The sequence below is a fragment of the Legionella maceachernii genome (genome assembly GCF_900167045.1).
Taxonomy (GTDB): Bacteria; Pseudomonadota; Gammaproteobacteria; order Legionellales; family Legionellaceae; genus Tatlockia; species Tatlockia maceachernii.
This window is the reverse complement of sequence record NZ_FUXJ01000005.1, coordinates 1-16,053: the sequence shown is the minus strand read 5'-3', so window position 1 is coordinate 16,053 and position 16,053 is coordinate 1. Positions and strand designations below refer to the sequence as shown.

Sequence of the window (16,053 nt, the reverse complement as noted above, 5' to 3'; positions counted from 1 at the left end):
GCCATTTATAATTGTTCAAATTCTGCAGCGATCAGTGCAGCTAAATCGTCTTCACTAAGTGCCCTAACATCCCCGTCATGTCCGGAGTAGTGAGACATCTCCTGAATGCCGAGGACCCACTCACTGCGTTCAGGACGACGGAGGTCTTTTTGCGTCTGGCATAAATCCACAATAACCTGACTTAACTTAACCACCGTACTCGCATTAAAAAAGGCAGTGACTGGCAAATTAATCGCTAGCTCCTTATCCACCTCTTCTTTAATATCCACAGCCATTAAAGAGTCCAAGCCTAATTCATTAAAACCGGTATTTAAGGGCAATTGCTCGACTGGGCAATTTATTTTGTTCGCAATGCGTTGCTGCAGAAACTCGATGATCAGATCTAACTGTGTTGCCGGACTCTGTTGTGCTAAATGCGCGCGGAATTCATTGCTATTTGCTTTCTCAGCCGCAACTGGCTTCGTTAAGATCAACTGTTGTTGTAAAGGAGTTAACAACTCTGTCTTGATGTTATCTAAGTCCATTGGTTGTAAAATAACCTGCGCTGGATCTAATTGATAGATATTTTCCAGAGCCTTCCTAAAGAAAGTAGGCGAAATTTTCTGAATATTGATGCGCTCAAATAGCCCCTGATTTTTTAGCGCCTCCGACTTGGCCATACCTAAATTATCAAGGCTGCCCAATAAGATACTGGTTGACTTAAGTCTCTGTCGCTGCCTATAAACGCTGAGATGATTTTGAAAGGCATTCGCAGCGGCATAATTAGCCTGTCCTAAGGGACCAAACAAGGCACTAAGTGAAGAAAACATCAGAAAGAAATCAAGTTGCCAACCAAGCTGTAAGCTAAGTAGGTGCAGATTCCAACTTCCCTGAACCTTAGCGCGAGCCAGAGCACTATATTTCTCCAGGCTTTGATTCAGCAATAAAGCATCATCGACCAAACCAGCAGCATGAATCATCCCCTTAACCGCTCTATTCTGTGCCCAAGGTCTCAGAGCCAAGGATAAGGAAGCAAAATCAGCAAGATCGCATTGAATATAATCTAATTTGCCCTTGAAATGGACCAACTCAAAATCAGGTTTATGGCGACCAATCACAATAAAGTGCTCAGCCCCAGCATCGACTAATTGCTGCAAGACTAATTGACCCACAGCGCCAGAACCGCCAGCAATAACATAAATATCCCCGGGTTGCGGCTTATATTGCACTAAGCGTTCTTCCTTGATAGCAAGCAGTTTTTGTTGCCTAATCCCTTGCCTATCCAGCGATACATGCAATGGCTCTTTAGCCTGGCTAATCAGCGCAACGATTTTCAATAAGTCAGAGGAACTTGCTGTTTCACTATGAATACAGCCTCCCCAGTGTCTGGGAATTTCCGTAGCCATCACCGCAGCCAGACCGCTAAGCTCACCATGGAGAGGATTTATTGGCTTGAAATCAGAAAGCGCATCGCTTAGGAGCCAAAGTTTTCCTTGAAGGTTATTTTTCGATAAAAATTGCCCTAGATGCAGTAAAACAGCATACGACATCTTTTGTTGCGCTATAATATCTTGTTCCTTATCGGCTATTTCCCCAGAATTAATAGACAAAGCATGGATTATAAAAATTGCCTTATCTTGGTTTTCAGCATAAATTCTATTCAATAATGTCCAATCGTTATTAGCAAAATCCTGAGCATCAACCAAGAAAATACAATTCAGATCCGCTAAGCTTTCTGTCCATAAATCCAATTCGCTTTGCCTGACAAGCACAATAAACAACTGACCATCAGTTGTTAAGCTGAGCTTAGGGTTAAGCTGGCTGGGTTGCCATTGAATTTCATAGAGATAGTCAGGCTGCTGCTTGGCTTTCGCCAGGTTATAGTCCTGTCTGTCAAAGGCATAACCAGGAATAGCGATACGAAAAAGAGGAACATCCTTATAATAATTAGCCCAGTTTATTGTCACACCCTCTGTATAACAAAAACCAATCAAAGACATTAAAAGATTATCCTGGCCATTAAAGGAGAATTGCTTCCCGTCGCCCCAGACCTGAGGAGTTCGAAGTTCGCTAGGCTGCTCTCTAATCATTGTAAGAAGAACCTCCTCGCCACAAACTGATGTTTGCTCCCAGCGGGCAAAATTTAATAAGGCCTTTTGCAGCTGCTCAAGATCATCATAACCTTTAATCTTCAGCTGCCCTTGTTTAAGTTGAAGCTCAGAGCTTTCCAATGTCAAAAAGCCGATAGCCTGTTCCAAATCCAAGTAACCACCCAGGCAAGCAGCAACTAAGAGTCCCAGGCCATGCCCAGAAACAATAGAAGGATAGATGCCTATTCGTTTCAGGTATTGCGCTAAAGCGAACTGGTTAACAAAATCCACTTGCATCTCATTAGGAAAAGCACCCAAAAGCTGCAGATAATGTTGTCGCAATTTTTTATAGAGGGCTTCTTGCTCCCATTGATGTGCTATTTTGTCACCATATGGGCTTTTATGAGGAAAGTAAAATTCAAGCTCACTACTCTCCTTTATAGGGTCTGGCAGATCCAAGGGTTGGCTGAGCTGAGCAATTAAGCTTGCTCTGTCCTTAGCATAAAAAAATAAGCGATAAGGAAAATCGCTACGGCCAGCATTGGCAGTAAAACAAAAATTTGCTAATTGCCTATCATCTAGGTCACTTAGAGCAAGATGATAAGCGGTCTTTATATCTTTTAAGGACTTGAGAGATTTTGCACTTAGTTTTAAACCAAAAGGCTTAGTCCATGTAGGTATAGCGCTGTCAGCCTCTGTAGCTTGCTGCAGGATTGCATGAGCGTTGGTCCCCCCAAAACCAAAAGAACTGACCCCTGCCCTGCGAACCTCAACTGAATCCCAAGATTTAACTGTCTTATTGATATATAAAAAGCTGTTTTCAATTTCACAGGCCGGATTTAAGCTTTCACAATTGATTTGCGGTGGAATCTGCGCCTTGTGCAAGGCCATGATGGTTTTAATCGTTCCGATAATGCCAGAAGCCGTATTAAGATGGCCAATATTCGCTTTGACTGAGCCTAGGGCACAGCTGGCTATCTTGTTTTGTGCAAAAACCTGTTTCAAGGCCGCTATTTCAATGGGATCACCTAATTTGGTGCCTGTACCATGGGCTTCAATATAACTAATGCTTTCAGGTTCAATCTGTGCAACCGCCAAGGCCTCAGAAATCACAGCAGCCTGGCTTGCAACATTGGGAGCAATAAAACTGACCTTACGATGGCCATCATTATTAATTGCAGTTCCCTTTATCAGGGCATAAATCGAGTCTCTGTCACGGATAGCATCTTCATAGCGTTTGAGTACCACAACCCCAACACCATCGCCAATTACAGTGCCACTCGCATCTGCGGCAAAGGGACGGCAGTGTCCATCTTCCGAAAGAATCATCCCTTCCTGGTAGGTATAGGGTTCATTTTGCGGAAAAATAAGCGAGACCCCACCGGCTAAGGCACCATCCAACTCGCCATTCAATAAAGCCTGACAGGCCAGGTGCAAGGCCACTAAGGAGGTAGAACAAGCCGTCTGCACACCCACGGCCTGCCCTGATAAATTTAATTTATAGGCCACTCTGGTCGCGAGATAATCCTTATCATTCGCTAGCATCAGTTGAAATTTTTGCGCATGGCTTAGCTTATCTGAATAGCTATGAATATTGTCCAACAAGTAAGTCGGAAACGCACAACCAGCATAAATACCAAACAAACCCGGCGTCGAATCAGGGGCATAACCAGCCATCTCCAGAGCATGCCAGCAGGTCTCTAAAAAAATGCGCTGCTGCGGATCTAATAGCTCTGCTTCAAAACGACTATAGTTAAAAAAATTAGCATCAAATTCAGTCGCGCCAGAAAAGGCCATGACCGTCGAAATTTGATTGTCAGCCTTGATGGTTGTTTCAACCAAGGCGTCCTCTGCTTTACAAAGCATGCTCCAGAAAGCCTCTGCTGAGCTTGCTCCAGGAACACGGCAAGAATATCCAATAACAGCGATATCATTTTCACTAGAATTCATCAGCAAGGTTCTCCATTTCTAATTGACTCTGAGATAAACGTTTAGATCGACGGTTGCGTCGCTGCTCCCTCCCGGGCATAGAGCGATTAAGAGTTGTCGCGCTTGCAGACAGTTGGCTGGCAATCATCGAAGCTAGGGTAGCAATCGTGGGGCTATTAAATAGTTGCGCAATGGAGATGTCGACAGCAAAGGACTGCATTAACTGTTCTTTGATACGAATAATGTCGAGAGAACTACCGCCTAAATCAAAAAAATTGCTATCAATGCTAATATCTTCGTGGTTTAAAACCTCTTGCCAAATTTTTTTAGTTTTCGCAATAATTTCAAGAGGAGTCCTCTGCACGGTATCGTCTAAATCTGAATCCAGAACTGCTTTTCGTTGTTGCAGCTGGATTTGATGCTGGATAGCCTGAGGATAGTAACCAGAGGGTTTAATCAGTATTTCAAAGCGTTGGCCGCTCTGACCTTGTAGTGCCAATTGCCTAGTCGTTAAATCATCGCTGGCTTCGCTCCGATAAGCCCATAGAGTGCTTAGCCTCCTCGGTTGGCTAGCGATCATTTGCATAATATAGGGTTTAGAGCAATCCAGCCCAATATACAAATGCGGTTCCCAATGAGCTAAAGCCATAGTCATGGCAAGCAAGCCCTGTTGATTACTAATCAAATGAAAGCCTTTATTTTTTGCTAGCTCTTTGTACTCATAGTCTTTTCCCATTCCTGCATCTCGCCACATTGACCAAGATAGGATGCGGTAGTGAATGTTGCCTTTACTAAATAGGCTATGAATTGTTGAGTTAAAAATTTGATTGGCAATGGCATAAGCCGCTGAGCCCACTCCACCAAAGAAACTATTCACAGAAGAAAAGGCAATAAACACAGCCTCTTTTTTGCTACTTAGAAAGGCATGAATTGCAGCAAGACCGGCAATTTTTGCCTTGATCACTTGCATAATGTCCAAGGCTGATTCTTCGCTTAGCAAGCGCTGTGGAAAAGATCCTGCGAGGTGAATAATGCCTTGCAAAGGCTGCGCCCATAAATTCTCATAATGCTCACAGAGTTGACGAAGCAGTTCCAGGGTCAGACCATTGAGATCGACAGCCTGGTATGCACATTGGACGCCATTATTGCGTAGCCAGTCCAATTCTGTCGCAACAATCTCGGCACTTTTCCTTCCAAAGATAAGAACATGGGCGGCATGGCGCTGACTAAGCTCTTGACATAGTTCTTTGCCGATCCCCCCCAAGCCCCCTATGACTAAATAAAACCCCTTGGTTTTAAACAGGATCTTATTATTATTGTCTGATGGGGGTATTATCTTGCATAAACTTAGGGCATAGCGTTGTGAACTGCGATAGGCAACGAGATTTCTTCGGGTTAAGGCACCGGCTTCCTGTTTAAGGATGGTAGCTAAAGCAGGAATATCGTCTATATCAATTAAACGGCAATGCAAGGCAGTAGTTTCCAGGCTCATTGTTTTTAATAAACTTGCTAAGCCACTATACATACTCTGCTCACTATCACCCTCCACCACTTGAAACTTTTTATAGGTAAAGACATAAAGTTGCAGGGAAAGACCATTGAGCGTTAAGGGAGATAGAGATTGATAGAGTTTAAGAAGTCCATCATAAATACTCTCAATTGCAAGGCTAGTTCTTGTGAGGTCAACCACGATAATCGCCTGATTTTCAATGTACGTTTTGTTATGTGGCCCGGACTTTATATCCAGAAAACCCCAGCTGTCACCGTCATCCCGAACATACTGAGAGATCGCCGGAATTAGCGCTCTGCCATTTTCAGGAGCTGTCTCAGTGCGTTCGACATGATGCAAGTCTTTAAGAGAAATAAAATGAATTCTGGATTCAGGATTTTCTCTAATAAGATCCTTAGACAATCGCCATTTTTGCTTATAAAACCAATCAGGAATAACCTCCTTGGTTAAGAAATGTTTATCAAGCTGAATCGATTGCGGATAGCCCCCCTTCAGGAAATTATTTTTCATTTCCTGACGTTGGATTTTGCCACTGGTTGTTTTTTTAAAGTCGTCAAGGGTTAGAGGAATAATATGACGTGCAAAAACCGCAAGGTGTTTTGAAACGCTTTGCCTAATTTGGATAATAGTTTGTAGTTGTTCATCCGGATCGGAAGACTCCGGTACAAAAAATAAGGCCAGTGTTTCAGAGCCTGAATCCCTGTCTGGTACACCACAGGCTGCTGTGAAAGTAGGTTTGACACCAGGAAGGGTATTTACCAGGTCTTCAATTTCATAACAATAAAAATTGGTCCCGTTAATGATAATTGTTTCTTTTTGCCGTCCGGTTAAATATAAACAACCTTGGTAAATAAAGCCCAAATCACCACTGTCAAACCATCCATCCTCTTGAAAAGCTTCTTGGTTAGCTGCCGAATTCGCATAATATCCGGGCGTAATCACTGCACCATGAATTTGAAAGCGACCAATCACCAACTCAGGAAGAATCCTATTTTGAGCATCGGTAATACGAATAGCCACGCCTGGCATTACTGTACCTAAATTAACGAAACCAATGGCATCATCGCCTTCCTCACTTAACTCCAGATGACCTGAGAGCGAGGTTTTCTTAATAAACAAGGTACTGGTAGACGAAGAATAATCGTTTAAATAGGTCATACAGGTACAAGCTTCTGCCATACCAAAGGCCGGCTGCATTACGGCTTGTTCAACCCCATACCTTGCCACCCTATGAAGAAAGAGATCACAGACCAACTTCGTGACCTGCTCTCCCGCATTCATGAGTTTTTTAAGGGAAGCTAATTGCCAGGTTTTTCCATGCTCTTTTTTTAGTGCCTCACTTAATAATTTAAAACCAAAATTGGGTGACCAACTGTGAGTGACAGCATGCTTTTCAATCAGATCCAGCCAAAGGAGAGGCTCAGCAATGATCAGTTCCGTAAGCACTTCAATCTGGGTACAACCCAGGTAAACATTCTTTAAATGATAGGTAAGGATTGGGACAACATGATCCAATGGCAGCCAGTTTAAGCAAATATCTTCCTTTCTGTAGCCATTAGTTTGGCTTGAGCCATGAATATGGGCAATGATCCCTCGATGGGTTTCCTGAATGCATTTAGGCTTACCGGTTGAACCAGAAGTTAACTGATAAAAAACCACATCCGTTGGCTTCGCTGAATATATGAGCTCAGAGGCTGTGGGATACTCCAATTGTTCAACCGTCTCTACTTTAAAATCCATTCCCGGATAAAGCTCGGTTAACTGCGCAACCTCAACTTGATTAGCCTGACCGCTAATAAGCAGGGGTTGCTCTAACAACAGCCAGACATGTAACAATTTTTCGACAACAGCATTGCTCTTAGAGTAATTAGGGGGAATAGCAACTGTTACCGGAATGATCCCACCAAGAATTGCAGCCCAAAATACTGCAAGATGATCAGCCAGGTTGGGAATTTGTAAAATAATTTTATTTTGTGGTTTAAGCCCCCTTGCCTGCAAACCGGAAAGAATATGCAATGCTCTTTGGTATAAGGAGCCATAGCTTTGAAAATAAACGCCCTTGCGATTGTAATGATAGATGCCCTTTTCTGGAAATTGTTTCGCAGTTAAACAAAAGGCCTCGGTTAAGGTGATTGGGGCTTGGGATGGAATGATAAGTTCAGGGCCATGAACCAAAGCCTGCGGTCCAGCAGCCTCCTGCTCTAGAGTTAAGTAATGTTGATTGGCTACTACAGAATCATTTTGTTGGCTAAATTCGTGTAAATGAAGCAAAGCCGAGGCATTCATTTGTTCTCGAGTTAAGAGCTTCACATCTGAAAATCCTGTAGCTTGCCTGATTTTTTCCAGGATATATTGCTTGTCGTCTTCCTTTAAACAGGCTTCCTGCTCGAGAGCATGCCAGGCACAATCACCGTTATCCAATAAAGGAAATTGATACACCTGAATAGCCTGGATTTCGGCTGGCAATGATCGTGTATCCAAGAGCTCGTCAGCAACAAAATACATAACATTGTGCCAGCCCCCTTCCTTATGCTTTTTGCTGATTAACTTGCATGACTTTATTTTGTTATTTGCTTTTAAAAATTGTCGCTCAAAAATAGTTGTGTCATATAACTCATCATTAATGACACAGTGGTTATGGAGTAACTCGTAACAAAAACGCACTAAATCGGCGGGCGTTGTCCTGGTAACCATTAACCTGTTTAAGGACTGGCGATAAAAATCAGCATGCTCATAGCGTGCAAGAGGAGGCAACATTTCTGCTGCTGCAAGCTGAGCGATAAATAATTGTTCGACATTTTGTTGGGCGTTAATTATCAACTGGCGATAAACCAACTTAAATTGCTGGATCCAAAATTCTGCCTCTGTCTTTTTGAATAAAGAACGATTGAAATAGAGTTCAAAATGATAGCTCTCAGCGGTAGGCGAAATAATTAATAAAATAGGTTCATGAATTCCACGAATTGATGGCAACAAAAACAACTCCTCACCAATATGCTGACGAAATAATTGCATCGCCTGGCTAACATCCTGATGCCAGACAAACATTGCCTGTGTGGCGAGTGCTGACTTGGTCTTAGTCATTTCAGACAAAGCAAGGCTTTGATGACTCAATCCTTGGACAATTGTTTGTGCTAGCTGTTGGCAACAGCTTTGGAGACTTTGTTGTTCATCGATCACTGTAGGTATAGGAATAACATTCGCTAGAAAACCGATTATTTTTTTGCTCCACAAGACATTACGATTTAGTGCTGGTGTAGCAACAATCACATTGGGCTCGCCGGTGGAGAAAAATTGCAGCAGGTTAAATACCGCTAAAAACAAGCTATAGGGAGTTAACCCATTATCCCGGGCAAAGGCCTTTAATGCTGGCTGCAATTCATATTCATCAAAGGAGAAATAATGGTAGTCAGTGGAATTAATCTCCTGTGGTTGATCTTGCCTTCTTGTTAGCTCTTGGAAGCTTTCCTGCCAGAATAGTCTATCTGCGACTTTCTCAGGACTACTGTTGTATTTGCTTTGTTCATGAATGAATCGTTCATAATTGTCTTCAATGCTCAATGATTCACCGCTCACTAAAGTCGCTAGCTGCTCTAACAAGATTTGATAGGCACTGTGATCGACAGCAATATGGTGAACAACCAGGACAAAATAACGCTGGTCTTCGGCTTTAAAGATAGCTGCTCGCAGAGGAAGTTCTTTAGACAGATCAAAGGGAACATCGACATAAGCTTTTAGATCGGTAGACAAGTTTTCAAGGGTTGAGTGAATAGTGGTTATCTGGAACTCAACTGAAGGCAGTCTAAACTGACGAAGTTCCTGATCCTTATCACTGCGATATACCGATCTCAATACGCGATGGCTCTGTATTAATTGCAAAAGGCTAGTGGATAACTGTTCTTGTTTTAGTTCTTTATTAAGCCTGAAGGTCTTAACCAAATTATGAATTTCATTATTATGAAGTCGAGACAGAGACCAAAGTGCGCGCTGCCCTGCTGTTGTGGGCAAACCGAGATCCTGATCCTGCTTTTCTGTCAGCCAGGAAACTAATGGCTCTTTTTGTGCAGTTAGCGCAGCGATTAACTCAGGGGTTAGAGCAGATTTATTCCCTGTTAGGTGCAAGTTAGAGCCTTTAACTGCAATTTTTATGTCCTTTGCCAAGAGCTCATCGTAAAGTTGATACAGACTTTTCATAAGATAATCTCTATTTTTTCTTCTTGTGTACAAAGGGGTGAAGGGGCTTCTCTAGAGTTGTGGTCTTCTAATAAGCCAAGGAGCTTGTTAAAAGTCATGTGCTGATAAAATTGCTCTGCTGGAATTTGGCAATAATAGATTTCATAGAGATAACTACCCAATTCAGCGATCTGAACTGAATCAAAGCCCAAGGTTTGTAAGCTCTGCTGTTTGTTTTGTTCATCCATCTCCAAATCAACAATTTTTTTGCATAAAAGCTCTAACGTTTTTTCCAGATCTTTGGAATTAGCACGTAGTTCTTCAATAGAGATTGTTGGCCGGCTAATCGGTGTTTGCTTTTGCCATTGGGCAATAGTCTGCAATTGATTTTCTAAATACAAGGATTTAGTACGCAAACGCATGATTTTACCACTGGAGGTTTTTGGCAGTGTCAGGGGTCTTATCAAAACAATGGCATGGGCAACAATTCCTAAAGCCGATCCAACCTCCTCTTGAATCGATTGCAACAGCTCATTTGTATTTAACCCTTTGAGGTACTGGCGCTTAACTTCCTGCACAATGACCAGACGCTCCTCCCCCTCATGTTCAATAGAAAAACAGGCGCCGGCACCAGGAACTAAAGCAGGGTTTCTTTGTACTAATTGTTCTATGTCTTGAGGTACATAATTTTTCCCTCGGATAATAATCAATTCCTTTGCTCTACCAACAATGAATAATTGATTGTTATAAATAAAACCTAGATCACCTGTTTTAAAATAGTCATTTTCCCGAGCGGCTTTTCGCCAATAGCCGTCTGACACACTTTCGCCAGCAATACAGATCTCACCAATTTGACCCGTGACTTCAACCTGGCTAGCTGGATCGATTATTTTAATTTTAAACTCATTGTTTAATTGCCCAGAACTCACTAAGGTTCTGCCCCCAGCCTGCTCCACTATTTGGCCCATAGCCAAAAATTGCTTATCAAAACTTGCCTGCAGCGGCCTTTCTTGCCGCGGACAACCACTGACAAATAAAGTAGCCTCCGCCATACCATAACAAGGCAAGAAAGCTTCCCTAACAAAGCCTGCCGGAGCAAATTTATTATAAAAACGCTCCAGAGTAGCAGCCTGGACTACCTCTGACCCATTAAAAGCAACTCGCCAAGAAGATAGATCGAGAGTCTTGACCTCCTCATCACTAATTCGTTCAACACAAAAATCATAGGAGAAATTGGGACCACCACTGCACACTGCCTTGTATTTTGAAATAATATAGAGCCAGTTCAGTGGCTTACGCAAAAAAGTTGTCGGAGCCATTAATACCGCTCTTCCACCACAAAATATCGGCTGAATAATATTACCGATTAATCCCATATCGTGAAAAAAAGGTAACCAGCCGACGATAGTTGAATCAGCGTCAAGTTGAAACGAATCTTGTATTAAGGTTTCGTTATGAAAGATATTCCTATGTTTGACAATAACGCCCTTAGGATCAGCCGTTGAACCCGAGGTATATTGCAAAAAAGCAATATCCTCAGGTAAGCCACAAGAAAGCGCTGATGAATTGGTATTTTGCTCTGCCTCGCAGCAATTAAGTACGCTTATATTTCTTTGACGAAACTGTTCCGAAAGCGATGCACTCAAATCATCATCTGTGAGGAGAAAACTCGCATTGGAATCTTCAATAATCGCTAAAAAACGCTTTAAATTTTTATCAACAATACGCGCTGAATAACAAGGAACAGGAATGCTGCCTGCGTAGAGGCAAGCAAAAAAAGCAATGATGAAGTCTAATCCAGGATTAAACATTAGTAAGACCGTCTTTCCCTGCGCTGACTTGTTTACTAAGTAAGAGGCAAAGTTTTTTGACCTTTTTATGAGTTGGCTGTAAGTACAATGAGAGGTTTCCTGCAGCATATCATTCAAAAAAGAATAGGCAATCTTATCGGGATAGGCTTGGGCATTACGCTCAATGACTGATAGTAGAGTTTGACTAATCTCGGTCATACTTTAATTTCCGGTTAAAACTGTGTTAAAACTTTTTATCAAGATAGCTTTGTCGGTCTATTGAAAAATAACCAACATTCGAAATATCTTTATAGGTTGCAAAATGACTAAATTTCATACCTAGCTTGTCGAGTAATTTGATGCAGGGCTTATTTTCCATACGCGCAACAGCGATTAGCTGCTGATGATCCGGATTGTTAAACCAGTTATCCATCAGACTCTCGGCAGTTTCATAACCATAACCTTGATTCCAATAAGCCACTTTAAAGGCAAAAGCAATTTCTACCTCTTGGGCATTAGGATCTAATCCTAGATGAATAATACCTGCGCGCCCTATAAATTCCTCGGTTTCTTTATGAAGTACGGCATAAAGTCCAAAGCCAAATTGCTGCTGATGAGCAATACACAAATCAAGCGTTGCTTTTACCTCATCAGCTTTGCGAACACCATGACCAATATATTTCATTACCGCAACATCAGCCTGAAGAGTACACAATTCAGCAAAATCTTCATGGCATAGAGGCCGCAAGATTAATCGGTTTGTCCTAATTGATTGCATGAATATCATCCGTATCTATGAAAAAACAGCTAGAAACAACAAATTGAAATACTAACTCGCGCTTTAATTAATTTAGCTTTAAGCATTCTTTATCCAAAACTGTGCTAATTTAACATATGCTTTGCAAAAAGAAATGGGAGTAAGCAAAAATACAACAGATAGATGATTCTATGACTAGACAATACTAGTGGAGTTTGTTACAAATCTTTACAGCACTTTATAATTTTTTTTGTTCAATTGCTAAGTTTAAGCCAAAATTGGTCAGCTAGAGCGTCCTTAGAAAATCCCATTGGCTCCATCAATGTTCCTCCGGGTAGGAAACTCCTTCGATAATTGACCATTCCTTTTTCTTCCGTTGGTTGGTCTCAAGAGATATTAATCATGGTGTTTAATAAATAAACCTTGATTACGCTTTGCTGCATCAAGGCTACGATGGCTGGGAAATTCAGAACTGTAAATATGAGTAAAGTGGATTTCATTTTGTAATGCAGCCTCGCAATATATTCATAATCAATGCGGAATTTGGAAAACAAGTTTTAAAACTTTATACTCCTTGCAAAAAATTCGGTGATGTAATTGCTAACGCTTTAGTTGTTGTTCATGTTGAAGTAATTATTATTCACCGTTTAGAGAAAGATTTAATAGAAAAACATTTTAATAGGATTCCGAAAAATATTATTTAGGCTACAAAAACGATGCTAATAAAACCCGACCTTAAAGAGGAAAAAATCATCGCGTGTTTAAGAGATGCGTATGGATTGCCTATGGAAAAGATAGCGTTTCTGCCTCTCGGTGCTGATTTCAATACAGCTGTTTATCAGGCCACTACAAGCAGCCAGGTGGATTACTTCCTAAAGTTACGACGTGATGAATTTATTGACGCTTCAGTTTCAGTACCTAAATATTTGGCTTCCTTGGGCATCAAGCAAGTAATTCCGCCTCTTGCAACCAAAACAAGGCAACTTTGGACAAACTTGGCATCCTTTAAGGCAATTCTCTACTCCTATGTCGAGGGTCATAATGGAGTAGAATCCAAGCTATCAGAAGATCAGTGGGTTCAATTTGGGTCGGTAATTAAAAAGCTTCACAGCACCAATATTCCAAACGCTCTAACAAATGGCATACCAAGGGAAGTATTTTCTTCCAAATGGAGAGAAACCGTCAAAGCATTTCTTATATGCATTGAAAATGAGGTTTTTGTAGAGGCTGTTGCCGTAAAAATGGCAGAATTCCTGAAATCCAAAAGTAGCGAAATACGCAAACTTGTTGAGCGCGCTGAAAAGCTTGCAATCATACTCCGAAAACACCCCCGCGAATACATTTTATGCCACGCAGATATCCATGGCTGGAACTTGATTGTTGATAAAGAAGGTGCTCTTTACATTGTCGACTGGGATACCCTTATCTTTGCCCCGAAAGAACGTGATTTGATGTTTATCGGTGCTGGTATTTGGGACAGTGGTCGCACGGCAGCTGAAGAGGAATTACTCTTTTATCAGGGCTATGGCCAAACAAAGATAAATCAGGATGCCATTTGCTACTATCGTTTCGAACGTATTATTCAAGATATCGGCGAATATTGTGAATACATCTTTCTATCTGATGAGGGTGGAGACGATCGGATGCAATGCCTTGAACACTTACAATCCGTTTTTCTACTGAATGGTGCATTAGACAGAGCTTATCAGTCCTACAAGGTGAGAAAATACAATATCAATCAATAAGTTATAGGTTAATTCACTGGCTCATTGTATGTTCAGCAAGCGTAATCTTGATGAAGCAAAGCGTAATCAAGGTTTCATTCTCCGAAGCATAAATTATCAACATTCTTAATTTTCGAACTTGCTCAATTTTCGTTTATCAGGCCTCTATGAGCATAATGATGGAAGGAAGAATGTGGCCAATCATGTAAATCATCTACACTAAGCCATGTTTGATTGGATTGTAATGAATATAATTAACATGATTTTCAAAATCTTTCATATCTTTGATCGCATGTTCCCAAAATCGACGTTGCCAAAGAGGATACTCATTGTGCCTCGTTTTGGTTAATGCAATTCCTGATTTATGAACCGATCTTGAGAATTGCGCTTTGATTTTTTTCCACCGCTGCGAGTAATTCCAATCATTTTTGGGTAACTCCCAAATCATATGAAGATGTTCAGGTAAGATTACATAAGCTTTTATCCAAAATGGATGCTGGGCTTTAACTTTTTGAACTGCTTCTTTGAGCAAATTAACCCTCTCTATTAACAGCTCTGATTTTCTATTTTGCAAGGTTACAGTAAAGAAAAATGTTCCTCCTGGTAGGTAACTCCTTCGATAATTGACCATTCTTTTCCTCTCCGTTGGTTGGACTGAAGAGATATTAATCGATGGGTTCTAACAAATAAACCTTGATTACGCTTTGCTGCATCAAGGCTGCACCGGCTAATGCCGCCTTTAATAGTTCTTTATTAAGGGGGTAAGAATACCGTCTTTCCCTGTGAGAGATTGCCCAGACTTTAACTGGCTTAACGCCTCTGGTTTGAACTCATTGAAATCAAAATTCGATAAATCTATTTTCTTCTTATTCATGTATACCTCTTTTAACTGTTAAATTATAAACAAATTAAAAGAGATGACACAGTTATTTAAACATTACCGGAACCTTTTTTCCTTTCTTTTAAAACAGCATTTGAACGGGAATGGTCGATTTTCAGAGTCAAGAATTTATCTTTCGCTTTAATAACCTTCCACCCCACAAGAAGTCCTCGTAGAACGAGTATTTGAGCGTTTAGCCTGTTCCTTATCCTGCAGATAAGTATTTGTTTCTGATAATGTTTTCAAAACTAACTCATCCTCTTATAAACATAGTAGTTTTGCGTGGGACAGTGTGGTACTGTTGGAACAATAGCATGTCTATGTGATATGGTGGTACAGGTGAAACAATAGCAAGCTAGCCTTCAATCCCATAACATTCAAATTAGTTATGGGACGAAATTCTCTAGTTATAATCTGCTTGTCTCAACTACTCCCTTTGTCCCACTCTTTATAACTCTTCAAAACTTGTAGAAAACGTGTATAAAAATTTCAAAATATAAGTTTGATATTATATAACGTAGAGGCTATATTTTAAATTAAGGATTAATCTTTAATGTGGAGCGTCTTAACGGTTGAACGATTTGATGCGTGGTTTTTATCGCTTGATAAATCGCAACAAATAAGCGTGTAATGCCCCCTAATTAAACCGGTCCACGAGTTATTAACAAAAAAAACAAGTAAGGACTAGTAACATGACTATATCTACACTAATCGAACCAAACGAATGATCTTGCCCGGGAAAATCGGACACATTGCTAAGCGACCAATTTGACTTCAAATTTTGCTGGTGTTTGATAACCCAACATGGAATGGAGTCGTTTCCGATTGTAATAGATTTCAATATATTCGAATATATGATTTTTAGCTGTAGCTCTTGTTGCAAACTTTTCTCCATGGATTGCTTCAACTTTAAAGCTGTGGTTCCAACTTTCCATAGCAGCATTATCATAGCAATCGCCCCGTTTACTCATGCTACAAACAAGCTCATGACGGTTTAAGAGTTTCTGATAATCATAGGAACAATATTGGCTGCCGCGGTCAGAGTGGATAATAAGACCTCGAGGAGGCTTACGTTCCCATAGAGCCATCTGTAGTGCATCCATGACCAACTGCTTTGTCATACGCTCTGACAGAGCCCATCCGACCACTTTACGTGAGTACAAATCCATCACAACAGCAAGGTAAAGCCATCCTTCTTCTGTCCAACAATAGGTGATATCA

Annotated in this window: 8 protein-coding genes and 1 pseudogene; 2 read left to right on the top strand and 7 right to left on the bottom strand. The window is 41.1% G+C overall.

Translation table 11 applies throughout. From position 1 onward, the window contains the following. Positions 1-5: 5 nt before the first annotated feature. Genes B5D33_RS04625 through B5D33_RS04610 form a run of 4 tightly spaced genes read right to left on the bottom strand, consistent with a single transcriptional unit; the run spans position 6 to position 12,249 of the window. Positions 6-4,019: a type I polyketide synthase gene (locus B5D33_RS04625; protein ID WP_058452895.1), complete on the bottom strand. Its 4,014-nt coding sequence runs from the start codon at positions 4,017-4,019 to the stop codon at positions 6-8. Then, entirely contained in the window at positions 4,009-9,702 is a 5,694-nt protein-coding gene (locus tag B5D33_RS04620) for an SDR family NAD(P)-dependent oxidoreductase (RefSeq protein ID WP_058452894.1), read from the bottom strand. The genes B5D33_RS04625 and B5D33_RS04620 overlap by 11 nt, the downstream gene beginning before the upstream one ends. Continuing rightward, positions 9,699-11,690 (bottom strand): AMP-binding protein, encoded by a 1,992-nt coding sequence (locus tag B5D33_RS04615; RefSeq protein ID WP_058452893.1) that lies wholly within the window; start codon positions 11,688-11,690, stop codon positions 9,699-9,701. Before B5D33_RS04615 ends, B5D33_RS04620 begins: the two co-directional genes overlap by 4 nt. Positions 11,691-11,715: 25 nt before the next feature. Beyond that, complete coding sequence (locus B5D33_RS04610) at positions 11,716-12,249, bottom strand: GNAT family N-acetyltransferase (protein WP_058452892.1); 534 nt, start codon at positions 12,247-12,249, stop codon at positions 11,716-11,718. 485 nt (positions 12,250-12,734) lie between these two features. Here B5D33_RS04610 and B5D33_RS04605 point away from each other — a divergent pair, with 485 nt between their 5' ends. Together B5D33_RS04605 and B5D33_RS04600 are read left to right on the top strand one after the other, a co-directional pair. After that, on the top strand, positions 12,735-12,932 hold the full coding sequence (locus B5D33_RS04605; RefSeq protein WP_058452891.1) for a hypothetical protein: 198 nt from the start codon (positions 12,735-12,737) through the stop codon (positions 12,930-12,932). Between the two features lie 81 nt (positions 12,933-13,013). Then, the gene (locus B5D33_RS04600) at positions 13,014-13,973 is read left to right on the top strand and encodes an aminoglycoside phosphotransferase family protein (protein WP_234802461.1); all 960 of its coding nucleotides are present in this window, start codon (positions 13,014-13,016) and stop codon (positions 13,971-13,973) included. A gap of 193 nt (positions 13,974-14,166) precedes the next feature. On the opposite strand, the gene B5D33_RS04595 is transcribed toward B5D33_RS04600, so the two are convergent. From B5D33_RS04595 to B5D33_RS04590, 3 genes and pseudogenes are all read right to left on the bottom strand, one after another. Next, a complete protein-coding gene (locus B5D33_RS04595; RefSeq protein WP_234802460.1) occupies positions 14,167-14,583 on the bottom strand; it encodes an REP-associated tyrosine transposase in 417 nt (138 codons plus the stop codon). 117 nt (positions 14,584-14,700) lie between these two features. After that, positions 14,701-14,826, bottom strand: a pseudogene (locus B5D33_RS17115) (IS256 family transposase); the annotation flags it as partial. A gap of 761 nt (positions 14,827-15,587) precedes the next feature. Then, on the bottom strand, positions 15,588-16,053 hold a 466-nt coding region (locus B5D33_RS04590), incomplete at its 5' end, for an IS3 family transposase (RefSeq protein WP_139364742.1).

What these genes read in the sequence shown, in the direction of transcription:
- B5D33_RS04605 (WP_058452891.1), top strand. Translation starts at nt 12,735, where the DNA reads ATGCAGCCTCGCAATATATTCATAATCAATGCGGAATTTGGAAAACAA.
- B5D33_RS04595 (WP_234802460.1), bottom strand. Translation starts at nt 14,583, where the DNA reads ATGGTCAATTATCGAAGGAGTTACCTACCAGGAGGAACATTTTTCTTT.
- B5D33_RS04615 (WP_058452893.1), bottom strand. Translation starts at nt 11,690, where the DNA reads ATGACCGAGATTAGTCAAACTCTACTATCAGTCATTGAGCGTAATGCC.
- B5D33_RS04610 (WP_058452892.1), bottom strand. Translation starts at nt 12,249, where the DNA reads ATGCAATCAATTAGGACAAACCGATTAATCTTGCGGCCTCTATGCCAT.
- B5D33_RS04620 (WP_058452894.1), bottom strand. Translation starts at nt 9,702, where the DNA reads ATGAAAAGTCTGTATCAACTTTACGATGAGCTCTTGGCAAAGGACATA.
- B5D33_RS04600 (WP_234802461.1), top strand. Translation starts at nt 13,014, where the DNA reads ATGGAAAAGATAGCGTTTCTGCCTCTCGGTGCTGATTTCAATACAGCT.
- B5D33_RS04625 (WP_058452895.1), bottom strand. Translation starts at nt 4,019, where the DNA reads ATGAATTCTAGTGAAAATGATATCGCTGTTATTGGATATTCTTGCCGT.